The sequence below is a fragment of the Moritella sp. 24 genome (assembly GCF_018219155.1).
Classification (GTDB): domain Bacteria; phylum Pseudomonadota; class Gammaproteobacteria; order Enterobacterales; family Moritellaceae; genus Moritella.
The window spans coordinates 3,454,631-3,473,249 of the sequence record NZ_CP056123.1; the positions used below are offsets into that span (position 1 = coordinate 3,454,631).

19 protein-coding genes are annotated in these 18,619 nt (G+C 41.1%); all 19 read right to left on the bottom strand.

The features are described 5' to 3' along the window. Window positions 1-71: 71 nt before the first annotated feature. The 19 genes from HWV00_RS15315 to HWV00_RS15405 all read right to left on the bottom strand — a co-directional run bounded on the left by HWV00_RS15315 (window position 72) and on the right by HWV00_RS15405 (window position 18,599). The gene (locus HWV00_RS15315; RefSeq protein ID WP_211682666.1) at window positions 72-2,222 is read right to left on the bottom strand and encodes a chemotaxis protein CheA; all 2,151 of its coding nucleotides are present in this window, start codon (window positions 2,220-2,222) and stop codon (window positions 72-74) included. 11 nt (window positions 2,223-2,233) lie between these two features. Further along, window positions 2,234-2,983 (bottom strand): protein phosphatase CheZ, encoded by a 750-nt coding sequence (locus HWV00_RS15320; RefSeq protein WP_211682667.1) that lies wholly within the window; start codon window positions 2,981-2,983, stop codon window positions 2,234-2,236. Window positions 2,984-2,995: 12 nt separating this feature from the next. Continuing rightward, complete coding sequence (gene cheY, locus HWV00_RS15325) at window positions 2,996-3,379, bottom strand: chemotaxis response regulator CheY (RefSeq protein ID WP_211682668.1); 384 nt, start codon at window positions 3,377-3,379, stop codon at window positions 2,996-2,998. Between the two features lie 100 nt (window positions 3,380-3,479). Next, window positions 3,480-4,205 carry an RNA polymerase sigma factor FliA gene (locus HWV00_RS15330; RefSeq protein ID WP_211682669.1) on the bottom strand — a complete coding sequence of 242 codons (726 nt, stop codon included), beginning with the start codon at window positions 4,203-4,205 and terminating at the stop codon, window positions 3,480-3,482. 1 nt (window position 4,206) lies between these two features. Continuing rightward, window positions 4,207-5,082 (bottom strand): MinD/ParA family protein, encoded by an 876-nt coding sequence (locus HWV00_RS15335; RefSeq protein ID WP_211682670.1) that lies wholly within the window; start codon window positions 5,080-5,082, stop codon window positions 4,207-4,209. 2 nt (window positions 5,083-5,084) lie between these two features. Further along, the gene (gene flhF / locus HWV00_RS15340) at window positions 5,085-6,581 is read right to left on the bottom strand and encodes a flagellar biosynthesis protein FlhF (protein ID WP_211682671.1); all 1,497 of its coding nucleotides are present in this window, start codon (window positions 6,579-6,581) and stop codon (window positions 5,085-5,087) included. 49 nt (window positions 6,582-6,630) lie between these two features. Then, the gene (gene flhA / locus HWV00_RS15345; RefSeq protein ID WP_211682673.1) at window positions 6,631-8,730 is read right to left on the bottom strand and encodes a flagellar biosynthesis protein FlhA; all 2,100 of its coding nucleotides are present in this window, start codon (window positions 8,728-8,730) and stop codon (window positions 6,631-6,633) included. Window positions 8,731-8,819: 89 nt separating this feature from the next. After that, window positions 8,820-9,950, bottom strand: coding sequence for a flagellar biosynthesis protein FlhB (flhB, locus tag HWV00_RS15350; RefSeq protein WP_211682675.1), 1,131 nt, complete (start codon window positions 9,948-9,950; stop codon window positions 8,820-8,822). Window positions 9,951-9,985: 35 nt separating this feature from the next. After that, a complete protein-coding gene (fliR, locus tag HWV00_RS15355) occupies window positions 9,986-10,771 on the bottom strand; it encodes a flagellar biosynthetic protein FliR (RefSeq protein ID WP_211682677.1) in 786 nt (261 codons plus the stop codon). Between the two features lie 2 nt (window positions 10,772-10,773). After that, window positions 10,774-11,043 carry a flagellar biosynthesis protein FliQ gene (fliQ, locus tag HWV00_RS15360; protein ID WP_017220968.1) on the bottom strand — a complete coding sequence of 90 codons (270 nt, stop codon included), beginning with the start codon at window positions 11,041-11,043 and terminating at the stop codon, window positions 10,774-10,776. 68 nt (window positions 11,044-11,111) lie between these two features. Then, window positions 11,112-11,858 carry a flagellar type III secretion system pore protein FliP gene (fliP, locus tag HWV00_RS15365; RefSeq protein ID WP_211682679.1) on the bottom strand — a complete coding sequence of 249 codons (747 nt, stop codon included), beginning with the start codon at window positions 11,856-11,858 and terminating at the stop codon, window positions 11,112-11,114. Beyond that, entirely contained in the window at window positions 11,848-12,171 is a 324-nt protein-coding gene (gene fliO / locus HWV00_RS15370; protein ID WP_211682681.1) for a flagellar biosynthetic protein FliO, read from the bottom strand. The genes fliP and fliO overlap by 11 nt, the downstream gene beginning before the upstream one ends. Before the next feature lies 1 nt (window position 12,172). Beyond that, window positions 12,173-12,556, bottom strand: a complete 384-nt coding sequence (fliN, locus tag HWV00_RS15375; protein WP_211682683.1) for a flagellar motor switch protein FliN — start codon at window positions 12,554-12,556, stop codon at window positions 12,173-12,175. Between the two features lie 9 nt (window positions 12,557-12,565). Then, window positions 12,566-13,609 carry a flagellar motor switch protein FliM gene (fliM, locus tag HWV00_RS15380; protein WP_211682685.1) on the bottom strand — a complete coding sequence of 348 codons (1,044 nt, stop codon included), beginning with the start codon at window positions 13,607-13,609 and terminating at the stop codon, window positions 12,566-12,568. Between the two features lie 7 nt (window positions 13,610-13,616). Further along, window positions 13,617-14,129 carry a flagellar basal body-associated protein FliL gene (gene fliL / locus HWV00_RS15385; protein ID WP_211682686.1) on the bottom strand — a complete coding sequence of 171 codons (513 nt, stop codon included), beginning with the start codon at window positions 14,127-14,129 and terminating at the stop codon, window positions 13,617-13,619. A gap of 67 nt (window positions 14,130-14,196) precedes the next feature. After that, window positions 14,197-15,870 carry a flagellar hook-length control protein FliK gene (locus tag HWV00_RS15390; protein ID WP_255554633.1) on the bottom strand — a complete coding sequence of 558 codons (1,674 nt, stop codon included), beginning with the start codon at window positions 15,868-15,870 and terminating at the stop codon, window positions 14,197-14,199. Between the two features lie 123 nt (window positions 15,871-15,993). After that, window positions 15,994-16,440 (bottom strand): flagellar export protein FliJ, encoded by a 447-nt coding sequence (fliJ, locus tag HWV00_RS15395; protein WP_211682688.1) that lies wholly within the window; start codon window positions 16,438-16,440, stop codon window positions 15,994-15,996. Window positions 16,441-16,458: 18 nt separating this feature from the next. Continuing rightward, entirely contained in the window at window positions 16,459-17,796 is a 1,338-nt protein-coding gene (fliI, locus tag HWV00_RS15400) for a flagellar protein export ATPase FliI (protein ID WP_211682690.1), read from the bottom strand. Next, the gene (locus HWV00_RS15405) at window positions 17,796-18,599 is read right to left on the bottom strand and encodes a flagellar assembly protein FliH (RefSeq protein ID WP_211682692.1); all 804 of its coding nucleotides are present in this window, start codon (window positions 18,597-18,599) and stop codon (window positions 17,796-17,798) included. The genes fliI and HWV00_RS15405 overlap by 1 nt, the downstream gene beginning before the upstream one ends. Window positions 18,600-18,619 lie beyond the last annotated feature (20 nt).

Sequence of the window (18,619 nt, forward strand, 5' to 3'; positions counted from 1 at the left end):
TAATCTATCTACTTCAATGTGTTTACTTCAATGTAAAAGCACACAGGGATGTGAATCCCTGCATTAACAAATTAGCGTTTTGCGTAATGATTTAAGAGACTTGGAATATCTAAAATCAGAGCAATACCACCGTCACTGGTGATTGTTGCTCCTGCCATACCTGGCGTACCTTGTAATAAGTTGTCTAACGCTTTAATAACAACTTCTTCTTGACCAATAAGACTATCAACAACAAAACCTACTTGCTTAATACCTAACTGAACAATAACTACATGTCCTAATCCACGATCACTACGACTAGTAGCTTGTGGTTCCATTTTGGTTAACCAATCATGTAAATAAAATAGTGGAATTGCTTTTTCTCTGACAATAATAGTCAGCTGATTATCAACTACATGGGTTTTATTTAAGTCCAAATGGAAGATTTCATTAACACTTGTCAGCGGTAAAGCAAAGATTTGCTTACCAACTTCAACCATCAATGTTGGTAGAATTGCCAATGTTAACGGCACTTTAATTTCAATCGTTGTACCAGTACCCAGTTTTGAGTCAATTGAAATTGTACCATTTAGCTGGCTGATACCCGTTTTAACCACATCCATCCCAACACCACGACCAGAAATATCTGATATCTGATCTTTGGTTGAGAAACCTGGAGCAAAAATAAGGTTATATGCTTCGTTATCTGAGATCCGAGCTGCTGAATCAGCATCAAGTACCCCACGTTTAACCGCAATTTGTTTTAATCGTTCGGCGTCCATACCCGCACCATCATCTACAATTTTAAGACGAATATGATCGCCTTCTTGCGATGCGGATAAAGTAATTTTACCTTGGCGTGGCTTGCCATTTTTTGCACGTATCTCTGGCATTTCAATACCGTGATCAACCGAGTTTCTCACTAAATGCACAAGAGGATCAGCAAGAGCTTCCACCAAGTTCTTATCTAAATCGGTTTCTTCACCAATCATTTCAAGATTAATATCTTTTGATAAACTACGCGCTAAATCACGTACAACACGAGGGAAACGACCAAACACTTTTTTGATTGGTTGCATACGCGTTTTCATTACCGCGCCTTGTAAATCAGCAGTAACAACATCAAGATTAGACACGGCTTTCGTCATGTCTTCGTCATTACTTGAAATACCTAAACTGACTAAGCGATTACGAACAAGTACTAGCTCACCAACCATATTCATGATTTCATCAAGCGTTCGCGTATCAACACGTACTGTTGAATCAGCCTGTGGTTTCGCTTTTTTCTCTACTTTAGCGGCAGGCGCTGCTTTCGCAACGGGTGCTACGATTGCTGTTGCAGTAGCCGTTTCAGAGTGAGCGACTGGAGCTAACGCGACAGGCTCAGCTGCACTAACAACACTTTTTACTGTCGTCGCAGCACTTGGCGCATTACCTTTACCGTATAATTCATCAAGTAAATTTTCAAAGTCATCATCATTAATATCACCACTGCTCGACGCTACAGATGTAGCGGCAACAGGTGTCGGTGCTGGTGCAGGTGCTTCAGTAATAGAAACACCGTGTTGACCCACACCATGTAGTTCATCAAGTAACTTTTCAAATTCGTCATCAGTAAAATCAGCATTTGAACTTGCCGGAACACTTGTCGAAACAACCGGAGTTGGCGCAGGTGCTGCAGTCTTAGTGACTGTTGGCGCACTGCCTTTTCCATGTAATTCATCAAGTAACTGTTCAAACTCTAGCTCTGACATGCCATCGATTTCAGTGCTATCACTCGCAGCAGGAGTCTTAGCAACGACAGGTTCAGGAATTGCTTCAACAACAGTTTCTAGCACTGCAACTGGAGCAACTTCAGGTTGAGTAAGCAAATGAAGTTGATGGATTAACGCAGGATCTGCTGCCGTTAATGGCTCTCTCTGTTGGATCAGTACAAACATTTCGTTTACACAATCCAATGATTTAAGAATCACATCCATCAGTTCTGGAGTAACGGCTCTTAAGCCATTACGCAGGCTATCAAACACATTTTCTGCACCATGGCAGATATCAACCAGTTCTGATAATGCTAAAAATCCAGCGCCACCTTTAACTGTATGGAATCCTCTAAAAATTGCATTAAGCAACTCCGAGTCTTCTGGACTTTTTTCTAAATCAACGAGTTGTTCAGAGAGTTGCTCTAGAATTTCAGATGCTTCTATCAAAAAGTCCTGTAGAATATCTTCATCAACATCAAAGCTCATCAATATCTCCCTTAAAATCCTAAACTTGACAGTAAATCATCAACATCATTTTGGCCGTCTAATACATCAACACGTTCACTCGCATTCATGATTGGACCTTCGGCCTCGATACCATTTATTTCTTTAACTGGTTCATTGACTTTATTCAGTGGCTTTGAAACCTCACCAAACATAGTTAACATTTCGACCAGTTTAACTTCTACTTCTTGCACCAAGTTAATCACACGACGGATCATTTGACCTGTCAAATCTTGAAAATCTTGAGCCATTAAAATTTCAGTTAAATACTGTCTTAGACTATCGGCATCAGATACTGAAACTTGAAGAAAATCATCCAATAATTTACAAAGTTCTTTAAATTGGCCTAGTTGTAGATCACGACTCATCAAACTCTTCCAGCTCGGTAGCACTTGCTGGATACGATCATTAAAACTATCTGCAATTGGTAAGCAAGCTTCCACAGCGTCCATTGTTCTGTTCGCTGCTTTATCTGTCATCTCAATAACGTAATTCAATCGTTCTCGAGCATCAGGAAACTCATCTTTTGCTAAGCTTTCAATACGCGTATCTAATTGGAAATCGTTTAATGAATCATGCAATTGGCGTGTTAATACGCCAACTTTTTCAAATAGAGCTTCTGAATCTGCATTTTGGATGTTGATAATTATGTCATTGGCCATTTCAATCTGACCACACTCGAGTAGTGTGACCAGTTCTTTGGCTTTCTCTAACGAAATCAACGATTCTTGTTGTTCACTCATGCGCATCCTTGCTTATTGAATTCTTTCGAAGATTTTCTCTAATTTTTCTTTTAGTGTTGCAGCAGTAAACGGTTTTATAATATAGCCATTCACGCCAGATTGAGCCGCTTCAATAATTTGTTCGCGTTTCGCTTCTGCTGTTACCATTAATACTGGGATATGACATAGTGCTTGATCCTTACGAATCTCTTTAAGCAAATCAATACCTTGCATTCCAGGCATGTTCCAGTCAGTTACAACAAAGTCATAATCGCCGTTTTTTAGCATTGGAAGTGCGGTATTACCGTCATCGGCTTCAAATGTATTATTAAAACCAAGATCACGCAGTAAGTTTTTAATGATACGTCTCATCGTAGAAAAATCGTCAACAATAAGAATTTTAATTTGCTTTTTCAAGTTGTTCTCCAAAATAAGTAATTACAATATTTACAGTCCCTGATTCCCATAAATATATTACTTCAATATCCAGGTACTAGAAATACGGTACCAATTAAACTTAATCATCCAACCAAGCGTGCATACGCGCTTTCACTCGATGCATTGCTTGACTGTGAATTTGACTCACTCGAGATTCACTGACACTAAGCACTTCCCCGATCTCTCTTAGGTTTAACTCTTCATCGTAATAAAGTGATAAAACTAAGCTTTCTCTTTCTGGTAATGTCTTAATGCAGTTTGCTAGTGCTTGCTGAAAACGTTGTTCAGAAAAGTCAGAACAAGGGGTACTTGATTTACCTTCATAAACTGAATAAGCATCTTCATTACTCGCCGTCAAATCTTCGACCGCCAATATATGCCCACTGTTAACATCCATCAACATACTATGGTAGTCAGTAAGGCTTACGCCTAATTCTTCAGCGACATCCGTATCTTTTGCATCCGTGCCAGTCCGTTTTTCAATCCGATCAATGGCTGCTGCAATATCGCGCCCATTTTTATGAACCGACCTTGGAACCCAGTCTCCGCGTCTCATTTCATCAATCATTGAGCCGCGAATACGAATACCAGCATACGTTTCAAAACTAGCGCCTTTAGAACCATCGAAATTACGTGCAGCATCCAGTAATCCAATCATACCCGATTGGATTAAATCATCTAACTGAACACTCGGCGGCAAACGCAGTAATAAGTGGTGAGCGATTCGTTTTACTAAAAAACCGAATTGCTCAACAGCATTACTCTGTTGCGACTGGATGTTACTGTAAGCGGATGCTTTATTCACTTCAATCTTCTACCCTAGCTTTGTTCTCAAACAAGTTCTCAATGAAAAACTCAAGATGACCACCGACTTTATTCGGTACAGGCCAAGTTGCAGCTTTACTTGCCAACGCTCTAAACGCAAGTGAGGCAGGTGCTTTTGGAAATGCATCTACAACTACTTTTTGCTTACGAACGGATTGACGAACACTGTTATCAAACGGAATACAAGCAACAAGCTCTAATGTTGCATCTAAGAATCGATCCGTTACACGTGTCAATTTAGTAAATAATTCTTGGCCTTCACGTAAACTGCGCACCATATTAGCCACAATTTTAAAACGGTGAACACCGTGTTCTTTTGATAGTAATTTAATTAATGCATATGCATCCGTAATAGATGTTGGTTCATCACACACCACCATTAGGATATCTTGCGATGCACGGCAAAAACTTAATACCATGTCTGAAATACCAGCTGCGGTATCAACCAAAAGTACATCAATTGGTGTTTTCAATTCTGCAAACGCGCGTATTAAGCCTGCGTGCTCTTGCACTGACAACTCAACCATCGAACGAGTACCCGATGTAGCGGGCGCAATTAAGATCCCATTTGGGCCCTCAATTAAAATATCATCCAATGTACACTCACCAGAAATAACGTGAGAAATATTTTTATGTACGCGTAAGCCGAGTAAAACATCGACATTTGCCAATCCAAGATCGGCATCTAAAACCATAACTCGCTTGCCCTGAGCCGCGAGAGATACCGCCATATTTAGTGTTACGTTAGTTTTACCTACGCCACCTTTACCACCTGAGACGGCAATAACTTTAACTTTTTTGTTATTACTCATTTGTCTTAGACCACTTGCTTGATCGAAAAAAATATTTTTATTCATTACTATTTATCATCGCCTAACCAAAAATGCGTATCGTTTTGTTCTTCTAGCGTATCTCTATTGAGTACAGCTCGAACTAATTGCTGTGCATTGGCTGAATCTATATCTTCAGGAACCCTTTGCCCATTGGTAATATATGCAATCGGTAGTTCGTGCTGTATTAATACACTTAAAATCTCACCGAGACTTAAACTTTCATCCACTTTACTTAAAATGCAACCCGATAACGGGATATGATGAAAGTGCTCTAATGTTTCTTGTACAACCCTACGCTGTGCGGTCGCCGGAACAACTAAATAGTTACGAATCACGACTTTTTCATTATTAACTAATGTATCGAGCTGTTCAGATAAGCGTTTATCACGCTGACCCATACCAGCAGTGTCAATTAACACTAAACGTTTGCTTCTTAATTGATACAAGTATTGTGCCAACTCTGCTTCATCACGGGCAACCTTAACAGTACAGCCCATAATACGGCCATAAGTGGCTAATTGTTCGTGAGCACCAATACGATATGTATCAGTGGTAATCAATGCGACGTTATCAGAACCATGTAACATGGCAAATTTTGCCGCTAATTTGGCGATTGTTGTCGTTTTACCAACCCCTGTAGGGCCAACTAATGCAACAGCACCACCTTTACTTAAAATATCATCTTGCGCAATTAATACATTATCCGTTAATAGCGCTTGTATTTGATCCCAAGCCGACTCAATCGAACAGTCTTCAGCCACACAGTTAGCTAACTGGTCAGCAACGACTTCTGTAAAGCCTATTTTGACCAAATGCTTGATCAACATAGCACGTATAGGTTCGTTACGTTCAACTTCCTGCCACTGTAATCCTGATACTTGGTGTTCAAGCAACTTTCGTATAGAGGCTAACTCGGCCTTCATCGCACTAATGTCTTGCTGGTTATCCGCTTTAGCAGGTGCCGCTTCAAATTGTTTATAACCACTTTGCTGTGGTTTACGTGCCATACCATCACGCATTTCATTTTGTTCAGCTAATGTAGCTGGCGCAGCACTAGGACGCTCAGCAAAGCGGCGTGCAACCGGTTTCTTTAAGAAGCTGGTATCCCAATTATTGGATTCGCTGGCATTGTCATCACTGCCTATTGCTTGTGACATTTGCTGTTGGTGTTCTTGCTGGCGTGCTAATAAACTGGCTAGTGAGTCATTAGGCGCGGTCTTTTTCTCTGATTCAGTCGGTGCTGATGGTTCATTCTTCATTAGCTTCTTAAAGCTAAATTTTGATGCCGATAAATTGACGGAATCTTCAGAAAGTTGACGCTCTGTTTTATTTGTTACCTGTTGAGGTTCACTCGGTTTGTCTGTTGCAGCGGGTTTGCTTTCGGAGAAATCCACAGCAGCAACAATTTCAATACCACCGGTAACCTTTTTGTTAGACATAATAACAGCGTCTGGGCCAAGAACCTCTTTGACTTCAGCCAATGCCGCTCGCATATCTTTGGCAAAAAAGCGCTTTATTTTCAACTTATCATCCTTAGTTCAGTTCGCTACTTTAATTTATTTTATTAACACGTTATTGACCAACAACACTGACAATTCGAATCTGTTTATCATCAGGTACTTCTTGATATGATAATACGCGTAATGACGGTATTGAGTATTTCACAAATTTCGCCAATGTCGATCTTAGTACACCAGAGGTAAGTAATATCGCTGGTTGTCCTGCTAATTCTTGGTTTTGTGCTACCTCAGTGAGTGAGGACTGCATACGTTCTGCTAAACCAGGTTCAATACCAGCACCGTCACTCCCCGCAGCTTGTAAAGACTGATGTAATATTTGCTCTAATTCCGGCGCTAGCGTCACTACAGGTAGTTCACTATCGATACCATTAATGTCTTGTACAATCATTCGACGTAAGCTCACTCGACACGCCGAAATTAATACTTCAGGGTCTTGTGTCTTAGTACCATATTCCGCCATCGTTTCAACAATCGTACGAATATCTCGAATCGGTACATTGTCGTTAAGTAGGCCTTGTAGTACTTTAACCACGATACCCAGTGGTAAAATTTCAGGGACTAAACTCTCAACAAGTTTGGGATGGGTTTTCGCTAACACATCCAATAAATTCTGTACTTCTTCATAACCGAGCAGTTGCGCTGCATTATTTAGGAGCAGCTGACTTAAGTGTGTCGCAACAACCGTGGCAGAGTCAACAGCTGTATAACCTAGGGTTTGCGCTTGATCACGCTGTTGAGGGTTTATCCACAAAGCAGGCAAACCAAAAGCAGGGTCAATGGTTGCAATACCATCTATCTTGCCGTAAACCTGACCAGGGTTAATCGCGAGCTCTTTATCATGGAAGATTTCGATTTCACCATTTGATACCCCCATAATGTTAATACTATAACAGTTTGGCGGTAATTCGAGGTTATCTCGAATATGCACAGCTGGTACCAAAAAACCTAATTCTTGAGATAGCTTCTTACGCACACCCTTAATTCGATTTAATAGCTCACCACCTTGGCTTTTATCAACCAGCGGAATTAAGCGATAACCAACTTCTAAACCAATAGTATCGACAGGCTTAACATCATCCCAATCAAGGTCTTTTTGATCATTTAAATTAGCTTCAATTGCAGCATCTTCAGGCACCAAGCTTTTCTCTTCTGCAGCTTTAGCTTGTTTCTTCATTAACCACCAAGCCCAGACACCTGTAATCACACCAAAACCAATAAAGGCAAGGTGTGGCATACCAGGTACTAACCCCATCACGGTCATAATAGCTGCAACCACAGCAAGCGCTTTCGGGTTCGCCACCATTTGGCTACTGACTTGCGTACCCAATTTTTCATCTTTATTCTGACGAGTAACAATAATCGCAGCAGCAATAGATAAAAGTAATGATGGGATTTGCGCAACCAGTCCGTCACCGATGGTCAATAATGTATAAATTCGACTGGCTTCAGAGAAACTAAGATCGTGTTGCATTATACCGATGATTAAACCACCGATAATATTAATAAATAAAATCAATAAACCCGCAACGGCATCACCTTTTACGAATTTACTTGCACCATCCATCGAACCATAAAAATCAGCCTCTTGCGTCACATCTTCACGACGCTGCTTTGCTTGTTCTTGATCAATAATACCGGCATTCAAATCCGCATCGATGGCCATTTGTTTACCCGGCATCGCATCAAGCGTAAAACGTGCACTTACTTCCGAAATACGTCCCGCACCTTTAGTCACTACGGCAAAGTTAATAATCATCAAGATCATAAACACGATAAGACCAACCGCCAAATTCCCGCCGATCACCACAGAACCAAAAGCATCAATAACCTGTCCGGCGGCATCACCACCATTGTGACCTTCTAAAAGCACGACACGCGTTGACGCTACATTAAGCGCTAAACGTAACAAGGTTGCGATTAACAGTACGGTTGGAAAGGCTGCAAATTCAAGCGGTCGATTGACGTATACAGAAACCAGTAAAACTAATAAAGACAAGGCGATATTAAAAGAAAAGAAGACATCCAAGAGGAAGGCTGGCATGGGTAATACAACCATGCCTAATGTAGCTAACACAATAATCGGGGTGCCAATATTCTCTAGCGCTATGGCTCTTTTACCCCAGATTTTGGATATGTTAGTTGCTACTTGCATTTGATGACCTCAGAAAATTATGCTCGATAGTATAAAGCAATAATCATACCTAAGGCAAAAGCATTAAGTGCTAGAGTCCACAAATGATACTAATATTTCAGGTCTTCAGGGATATCCATAGTTTTTGGTAATGGTTTCGGTCGATTGCCCTTACGCTGCTTAAATTGGTCAAGCTGATAAACATAGGCGAGTATCTGCGCAACAGCGATAAATAAGCCTTCAGGTATAGGTTCATCTATCTCTGTTGTATGATAAATCGCACGCGTTAAGGCGGCAGATTCTAAGATCGGTACCTTGTGTTCTTTCGCCATATCTCGAATACGAAATGCAGCTTGATCAACACCTTTGGCAACAACCTTTGGCGCAGCATTACCGGATTTCTCATATTTTAACGCCACAGAATAGTGCGTCGGGTTGGTAATAATAACATCGGCATCGGGAATATTACTCATCATTCGACGTTGTGATACCTCCATCTGCATCTGCCTAATCTTACCTTTAAGCTGTGGGTTACCATTCACATCTTTCATTTCATCTTTCACTTCTTGCTTGGTCATGCGTAATTCTTTTGCATGTTTCCAATATTGATACGGCACATCAATCGCGACAATAATAATTAAAGAGGCGCATAACCAAATAAAAACATCGGCCAAAAAGTTAAGTGATTCAATCACAGAAATATGCAGCGGCTGTAAACTGAATTCCATGATCTTTAAAAATTGAGTTTTTAACACAAACACTGCAATAGTCACAACAACTGCAACCTTGGCAATTGATTTAATCAATTCCACCATGGCCTGTGGCCCCAGCATTCTTTTTAGGCCCGCTTTCGGTGACATTTTTGATGCTTTAGGACGAATAGATTCACCACTGAATACCACGCCCCCCATCATAATATTACCAAGGATACCCGCGATAAAACCAATGATCATGATACCAAATAGTGGCCACATTAATGGTTTAACACTGGTTCCAACGATCTCAAGTAACGCTTCAGGGCTGAATATTTCTTCACGGCTAAGTTCGAACAATCGGCTCATGTTGCTCACAAGCGCACGTGCTAAGGCATCACCAAAAGCAAGAAAAGCTGCACCACTCGCGGTTAAAACTAAGGTCGTCGCAAGTTCTTTTGAACGTACTACCTGACCTTTTTCTCTGGCTTGGGAGAGTTTTTTCTCGGTGGCGTCTTCGGTTTGTTCTTGTCCGTCTTTTTCAGCCATGAGGAAGCACCTTTACCCTAATGTTGTGGAGGAGGTTAATACGCGCAAGCATTATTGAGTAATGAACAAACCAGTTCACCGGCTCGTTGCCATTGTGCATTAAAATGAAAGACAAAGCTTTTTAATGACAAATAGATAATAAATAAACCCGCGACCATACCAACCGAGAAGCCTAAGCTGAACACGTTTAATTGAGGTGCAGCCTTGGTCATAACACCAAATGAAAAGTTAATCACCAGCATAGCAACAACGGCTGATAGTGACATACTCAACGCCGCAGCCATCATCACTGATAACCATCCGGCAATCTCATAATACTGCACAGCAACTAAGCCAGATGCAGATACAGGTAATGTTTCAAAAGACTTCACTACCGTTTCGATCATAAATAAATGACCATTAACGGAGAGGTAAACCAGCGTGCCTAATAGAATATAGATTTGACCAATCACAGGTGATGTCTGCCCTGAGGAAGGATCAGCCATAGAAGCAAAACCTAAGCTGGTTTGCATTGCAATGATTTGTCCGGCAACAACAAAAGTTTGAATGAGCATCACCGTGACAAAACCAACCGCAATGCCAATCAAACTTTGTTGCAAAATGATCATAAAACTACTGAGGGAAAATAAGTCCACATTCGGCATTGGGGGTAATACAGGTGCAACCATGGCAGTTAAAGCAAGGCAATAAAATAATCTGATCATGACCGGCGTTGTTTTCGCACCACTAACAATCATCACCATGACCATGCCAGAGAGTCGTGCAAACGGCCAAATATAACTGGCCATAAACGTCATAATATCAGCCGATAGAATTTCCACTATTAACCTACAACTTGTGGTACTTGCAGCATCATATTAGTAAAGAATTCCATCAATCGTCCAAAACCCCAGTGAGCGCCATAAATCAAAGCTAATAATGTAGCAATTAAACGCGGTAAAAAACTCAGCGTTTGTTCATTAATAGATGTAGCGGCCTGAAATACAGACACGACTAGGCCCACTAATAGACCCGGGACAACAACCGCACATACCAACAGCAATACTGTCCATAATGCTTGTCGGAATATATCAACAAAGACTTCAGGTGCCATAATATTCCCTTTTATTTATGAGCCGGCTGATAAACTGAATGATGGATTGGTATTTGAATAGAACATCGTCATAAACCAAAACTACCAGCAAGCGTCCCCATAATGAGTCCCCAGCCATCCACTAATACAAACAACATCAGCTTAAATGGCAGAGATACAATCATCGGCGATAGCATCATCATACCCATGGCCATCAAAATACTGGCAACCACTAAATCAATAATCAAAAACGGAATGAATACCATAAAGCCAATTTGAAATGCAGTTTTTAATTCACTGGTCACAAATGCCGGGATTAATACTCGGAAAGGAACCTCTTCTGGTGAGTTCGCTTCCACTTTAGCAATACGCATAAAGGTATCAATATCAGTAACACGAGTTTGCGCTAACATAAATTGCTGCATCGGTAACTTTGCTTGCTCGAAGGCTTGTAAGGATGTGATCTCTTCATTCAAATAAGGTTGTACTGCATTGGTATTTATACGATCAAATACGGGAGACATGATGAAAAAAGATAAGAATAAGGTAATACCGACGAGCACTTGATTAGAAGGGCTTTGCTGTAAACCCAAGGCTTGACGTAAAATAGACAAGACAATAATGATACGCGTAAAAGAGGTCATCATAATCAATGCGGCAGGGATAAAACTCAGCGCCGTCATCATCGCTAAAATCTGCAATGACACCGAATATTCCTGTGTTCCATCATTATTAGTGATCACTTTAACGGCTGACATAACCGAATTATCAGCCCATGCCGCCGATGTAAATAACACCAGTATCAGCGACAGTAAGATCGTAAACTTAGTTTTCATTATGTTGTTTCATCATCTGAGCTAATTTAGTAGCAAATGGATTAAGTTCTGGTTGGTTAGTTTCAAGCGGTTGATCTAACTCTTTCAACAAACTAATTTGCTGACCTGTCACACCCACTAACACCTGCTCAGAGCCTACCTGAACTACCATGATCCGCTCTTTGGGGCCTAATGGTAAGGTAGCAACGACTTGCAACTGTTGATGATTACTCCCAAAAACACGTGATTTTTTTGCAATCCAAGCAAGCATCAAGATAACCGCAATAACCACCAGCAATGATAATAGCCATTGCAGCATATCGAGATCATCCATACTACTTAAGCTTTTTAATACGTTCTGTTTGGCTAATCACGTCTGTTAAACGAATACCAAATTTATCATTCACAACAACAACTTCACCATGTGCAATCAAGGTACCGTTAACCATAACATCGAGTGGCTCGCCAGCAATACGATCGAGTTCAACAACAGAACCTTGGTTTAACTGCAATAAATTACGAATACTGATTTTACTACGGCCAACTTCCATCGAAATTACAACCGGGATATCAAGAATGCTATCTAACTTTTGTTGGTGTTCGCTCGAGAATCCAGCGTCGTCATTGTTAAAATCTTCTAATTCAGTCGCTTCAACAGTACTCTGCTCAGCCATCGCTGCAGCCCAGTCATTTGCCATCTGATCTTGATCTGTACTCATTTCAATACCTTATTTTTCATCATTATCATCTAAATTCAATAATCCACCACGTAATGCTACATGCTCGATATCTGATTTAGTTAAATTACTTACTTTTAGCTGCTTGCTAATTTTAACCGCGACATTATCTTTATTACGACCCAGTTTCGCTTTATAGCTCGGTAAGTCTTCAATAAATACGGTAAGTTCTTCAGGCATATCAATCGGTATGATATCCCCTGTTTTTAATTCCATAATCTGTCTTAACGACAATTCAGTTTCGAGTAATTTAGTACTTAACTCGACTGGCACATCTAAAATTTCTTCTTGTAATGCCGAGCTCCAACGTTCATCAGTATCTTCTTTATCACTCTGAACACCCGCGTCAAGTAGTTCACGAATAGGCTCTAACATCGAATACGGCATCGTAATATGGAAATCACCACCGCCACCATCAAGTTCGATATGAAATGAGCTCACTACAACCACTTCGGTAGGACTCACAATATTCGCCATTGCCGGGTTAACTTCCGAATCAAGATATTCAAATTCAGAGTCCATCACTGGCGCCCAAGCTTCATGATAATCTTCAAACACTATTTTTAATAACATTTGAATAATACGACGTTCGGTTGGCGTAAATTCACGACCTTCAATTTTGGCATGATAACGCCCATCGCCACCAAAAAAGTTTTCAACCAAAATAAACACTAAGCGTGCTTCCATGGTCACAAGCGCAGTACCTTTTAACGGACGAAAACGAACCATATTTAAACTGGTTGGTACGAATAATGTGTGTACATACTCACCAAACTTCAGCATCTGTACGCCATTAATCGATACTTCAGCAGTACGACGCATCATGTTGAATAAACTGATCCGCATATGTCGTGCAAAACGTTCATTAACCAACTCTAAGGTTGGCATTCGTCCACGCACAATACGATCTTGTGATGAAAAATCAAAATCTACAACACTGCCACTGTCTTCGACGGTCTCAAATTCATCTTCTTCAACATCATCTACACCATGTAATAGTGCATCAATCTCGTCTTGGCTTAATAAATCACTCACACATAACCTACTGAATTACAAAACCAGAGAATAGGATCTTTTCAACAACCCCTACTCCAGTATATTTTATCAAAATATCATTCACACTCTTTAATGAATCCGAGCGTAATAATTCTTTACCTTCGTACGTCGCGAGTTGTTGTTCTGTTGTGGCACTAAATACTTGCAACAACATACTTTCAATCAAGGGGACATTTGCTTTTGCTAACTTTTGATGATCATTACCACGTACCATTAGCTGTACTTTAATCTGAACTAAACGCTCTCGCTTTAACCCTGTAATATTAAAAACAAAAGGGCGAGGCATCGCAACATAATATGCTGTCGCATTGACATTTTTATTCACACTTTCAGTCGCGACTTCAGCGGTGTCAGTCGAATTCGTATTATCATCGCCACTTAAAAAGAAAAAAGCAGCACCGCCACCAGCAAGTAGTAATATTACAATCACCGCAATAATAATAATTTTTTTATTACCTTTGCCTTTATCGTCTATTTTCAAATCGTTGTCGTCAGCCATTATCGTCCCTAAATCGAATTTTATATTACGCTAAATGAATGCGGATTACTGTCATTGATTAAACAGCTTAGGCGTAAAAGTCTACCCCTTTAGCCGAGTCTTGCCAATACTGAGGGGCGACAGGGACTTCACTCTGTGAATCTATCGCGTAATTCGTTTCGTTATTGCTATTTTTTTGTCCGTTTTCTTGTCCTGACTGCTGAAATCCAGATTGTTGCTGCTGTCCACTATCTGCTTGAACCTGCGTATCACCCAACGTCATCCCCTGCTGCTGTAGCATTTCTCGTAATCTTGGCATCTGTTGCTCAAGTAAATCTCGGCTTTGAGGGTTCTGCGCTTGAATGGTCACATTTAACTGATCATTTTGCATAACCAATTTAATATTCATACTGCCTAATTCTGCTGGGTCTAAACGGATAGTTGCCGTTTGTAATTCTTTGCCAGCCATAATCGCAATTTTTTCATTTAACTCTGAGCTCGCTAAATTATTATTTAGGTTAACGCGCTTCTCTAACACTTGCTGCTCGACATCCGTTAATCCGGCTGCTTTTGCCATCGTGCGTGTCGCTTGCTCTAATGGTTCAGGTTTACGCGCTGACTCCATGATTTGTGCAAAGTCTAATTGTTCAATCGGTTCTGCTGGCGTCGTAGGCAGTAATTCTGATGCAGAACCAGTCTCGACCATAGCACTCGCGGTAGCCCCCATATTAGCAGCAACACCATTCGCTTGACCAAAAGGAATATTTTTTCCACCCGTCACTTCAGCGAGTGCAGCCGAAAAGTTTGAATTATTTGCAAATGCTAATTGGTCACGATCCAGTAAGCCATTTTTCGTTGTCAAACCTTTCGTGTTTAGCCCCTCATCTTTCGATAAACTCGCATCACTTTCCGTCATATCTGTCATACCAGTCATTGCAGATATTGTTGACACAGTTGTAGGTAACGTCGGCATATTAAGCCCCATCACCTGTGCATTAGGCTGCATTGCTTCACTTGTCTCTACGGCACTTACAATCTCACCATCAACGAGTTCTCGATTGGCTGGATCGAATGTGACCAAACCATTATCGACTTGATTACGCTTAACTGATTCACGATCAAGTGACTTAGCTTTCACAGTATCGTTAACAGTAACATCACCATTTAATGCAATATGCGTATCGCTATTTACGTTTGGATTACTCGTTCGCTGAGCAGTCATATCTACGGAGGGCGTTTCCTGCATATCATCTAGTAATGTAGATGCCGATATAGTGTTAGGAGCCGTTTCATTAACTTTTGGAGGCAATTTATTACCGTTAGCGTCATTGGGCATAGGCGTAACCGGATCTGCAACAGCCGTCTCTTGTAATAGCATAGATGATTGGCCAAGACGCGCTAAAAAGTCATCATTACTTTCGGCTTCTGGTTCAGCCTGTTGCTGTGACTCATCGGCAATCACATTATCAAGTTCAGTAGTGATAATCTTCTCGTCAACTGCATTCATCAAAGGTTCGCTATCTTCTGTTCCCCCCTTGCTATCGCTGACTTCAGGCATATTTTTAGATTCAGATTTTCCCTCTGCTTTATTCTCATTATTAAAGAGAGAAAATAATTGAGTAAAGCTGCTTTCAGTTGCATTAAGCTCACTCCCTGTACTCATATCAGCACTGGTATCACTCTTTGTATCGAGGGCCTGCGGTTGTTTATTTACCGCTTGCATATCCGTCATTACTGCTGATTTTTGTAAAGAGAAAGTCATAGTTCAAGCCTAAATGTCATCACGTAAAAGGTGTATAGGAAAATAGTGCAAAATTCACGCCAGCTTACTTTATCAGGCTGGATAGCTCACTTATCACCGAGTGATAGATTATTTTTGTAACCGTTATAAATTGTTCTTACGTTTGAAATATTGGAAATTAGAAAATTCATCAAGGTCTTTTTGTTCACGGCGATGCTCAACCAGTTGTGCTGCAACTTTACGCTTATCTAATAATAACCCGAGTGCATCACGCTTCTTACGAATTTCCATCCAATCAATATGTTTATTCTTCACCGTCTGCTGGATATTATCGAGAGCTTGTTTCTGCTCAAACTCCGCGAGTTCTAATTTTTTCATAAAGTTATGATAATGCGCATAACTATCACCGGAGATACCTTCAGCACCTTTCTCGGTAAATTTCTGTAGGTATTGCTTGCGATAATCACTCAGTTGCAGCATTTGGGTGTGATAACGTTCAGAATCTTGTTTGATTAGCGCATACGCTCGCGAAGCATTTTTTTCTTGCTCCTCGAGTTGCTGGTAAACGCGCTCTAATGCAGTTTTGGACATATTATTGACACTGTTTCATTATGGTACTGCGACACCTAAATGTGGCGCGATTGCGGTGAGCATTTCTTCACATTGTGAGAACGGAATCACTTCTTTCATACCTTGCTGTAAGAATTGATCCATTGCAGGCTTCAAACGCATCGCGCGATCAATTTTGGCATCAGCGCCTTGGCTATAAGCACCAATGGCAATCAAATCTTTATTCTGTTGATATAACGAATAAGCTTGTTTGAACCCGCGAGCTGCTGCTTGGTGGAAGTCACTGGTCACCATTGGCATCACACGACTAATCGATTTTTCAATATCAATTGCCGGATAGTGTCCCGCATCCGTTAAGTCTCGTGATAATACGATATGGCCATCAAGGATCGCACGTGAAGCATCGGCAATAGGGTCTTGTAAATCATCACCTTCGGTTAATACGGTAAAGAACGCGGTAATTGAACCTTGCTCGTCATTACCGTTACCCGCTCGCTCCACCAGCTGTGGTAATTTTGCAAATACCGATGGCGGATAACCTTTCGTTGCAGGTGGCTCACCAACCGCTAATGCAATTTCACGCTGTGCTTGGGCAAAACGAGTTAATGAATCCATCAGTAATAAGACATTTAAGCCTTGATCACGAAAATATTCAGCCAGTGCTAATGAGGTTTCGCACCCTTTCAAACGCATCAATGGTGAGGCATCCGCAGGAGCCGCGACAACAACAGAACGAGCACGTCCTTCATCGCCGAGGATCTCTTCAATAAATTCTTTTACTTCTCGCCCACGTTCACCAATCAAGCCAACGACAACGACATCAGCTGTTGAACCACGAGTCATCATGCCTAACAGCACACTTTTACCAACACCAGACCCCGCAAAGAGTCCCATACGCTGACCTTGACCCACAGTTAACATGGCATTAATCGCTTTAACGCCCACATCAAGAGGTTTTGAGATTTGTTTACGCGCCAGTGGATTGATACGCTTAGCAGTAAAAGAGGTGGTTTGTCCGGTAATGATCTCGCCTTTACCGTCAATGGGTTTGCCAACACCATCCAATACGCGACCAAGTAGTTCCATTCCAACTGGAATACCTTGTGTCTCGTTCAGGGGAGTGACTTTCGCGCCTGGAATAATACCAGTCACTTGTTCACTGGGCATTAAGAATAACTTATCGCCATCAAAACCGACGACTTCCGCATCCATTAGACCATTATCAGTTTCAACAGAACACAAACTACCGATGGCAGCGCGGCAACCGACAGCTTCGAGCGTTAAACCAACAACGCGAGTCAGCTTGCCCGCAACAGTGGGCTTATTTGCAAGTGAATCTGTTTTTAATTGTTGTAATCGGGTAAGTAGTTCAGACATTATGCGCCCGGCTTATTCGCAATGAGGAATTGACGCATCATCTGTTTTATACGTTGTTCCATTAATAATTCGACCGAAGATACTTCATTATTAATAACCAGATCACCTTGTTTCATCATCGGTTCTGAAATTAATACCCAATCACGTTTCGCACACTCTTCAGCTGAATAGTACTCATTAATCACCGCTAAATCATCTGGGTGAAGTGTGATGGTAATCTTTTGTTCCAGTATCGGTAATGCATCCAGCGCAAGCTTTAATGTTTGTAATAAAATATCGTGATTAAACGTCAGTTCCGTTTTAATCAACTCTTCAGCTAGTCCAGTCGCGACTCGAATTAATTCGTTCTCAACTTCACTATTAACAACGGCAAGTGGTGCATGCATTTGAGTTTGTAACTGTTCCCAAGCGGCAGCTTTATCTGCAACCTGCTGTTCACCTTGCGCTAAACCTTGTGCTAGACCTTGCGCTTGGCCTTCTATTTCACCTTGGCTAATACCTTCGGCTGTACCGCTAGCTAAGCCATCTTGATAGCCTTGCTCTTTACCTTCAGCATAACCATCTTCGTAAGCCGCTTGACGAATCGCATCAAGCTCTTCAGCTGTCATCGGAACAGGTTCTATCTCTTCAACACGCTCATTCTGTGCTTGTCGACCTTCGTACCAATCCGTTTTCATGCCTAACGCATTGGTATTTAACTCTGCTGCTTGCGTATTTTTAAATTCAGGTAAATACCAATCTTCGATTTGATGCTCACCACTGTCTTCAAACGGCGCAGAAGCAGACTTTAAAGTATCATTCATACAGACATACCATCAGCGCA

What these genes read in the sequence shown, in the direction of transcription:
- HWV00_RS15315 (WP_211682666.1), bottom strand. Translation starts at nt 2,222, where the DNA reads ATGAGCTTTGATGTTGATGAAGATATTCTACAGGACTTTTTGATAGAA.
- HWV00_RS15320 (WP_211682667.1), bottom strand. Translation starts at nt 2,983, where the DNA reads ATGAGTGAACAACAAGAATCGTTGATTTCGTTAGAGAAAGCCAAAGAA.
- HWV00_RS15335 (WP_211682670.1), bottom strand. Translation starts at nt 5,082, where the DNA reads ATGAATAAAAATATTTTTTTCGATCAAGCAAGTGGTCTAAGACAAATG.
- flhA (WP_211682673.1), bottom strand. Translation starts at nt 8,730, where the DNA reads ATGCAAGTAGCAACTAACATATCCAAAATCTGGGGTAAAAGAGCCATA.
- flhB (WP_211682675.1), bottom strand. Translation starts at nt 9,950, where the DNA reads ATGGCTGAAAAAGACGGACAAGAACAAACCGAAGACGCCACCGAGAAA.
- fliQ (WP_017220968.1), bottom strand. Translation starts at nt 11,043, where the DNA reads ATGGCACCTGAAGTCTTTGTTGATATATTCCGACAAGCATTATGGACA.
- fliP (WP_211682679.1), bottom strand. Translation starts at nt 11,858, where the DNA reads ATGAAAACTAAGTTTACGATCTTACTGTCGCTGATACTGGTGTTATTT.
- fliO (WP_211682681.1), bottom strand. Translation starts at nt 12,171, where the DNA reads ATGGATGATCTCGATATGCTGCAATGGCTATTATCATTGCTGGTGGTT.
- fliN (WP_211682683.1), bottom strand. Translation starts at nt 12,556, where the DNA reads ATGAGTACAGATCAAGATCAGATGGCAAATGACTGGGCTGCAGCGATG.
- fliL (WP_211682686.1), bottom strand. Translation starts at nt 14,129, where the DNA reads ATGGCTGACGACAACGATTTGAAAATAGACGATAAAGGCAAAGGTAAT.
- HWV00_RS15390 (WP_255554633.1), bottom strand. Translation starts at nt 15,870, where the DNA reads ATGACTTTCTCTTTACAAAAATCAGCAGTAATGACGGATATGCAAGCG.
- fliJ (WP_211682688.1), bottom strand. Translation starts at nt 16,440, where the DNA reads ATGTCCAAAACTGCATTAGAGCGCGTTTACCAGCAACTCGAGGAGCAA.
- fliI (WP_211682690.1), bottom strand. Translation starts at nt 17,796, where the DNA reads ATGTCTGAACTACTTACCCGATTACAACAATTAAAAACAGATTCACTT.
- HWV00_RS15405 (WP_211682692.1), bottom strand. Translation starts at nt 18,599, where the DNA reads ATGAATGATACTTTAAAGTCTGCTTCTGCGCCGTTTGAAGACAGTGGT.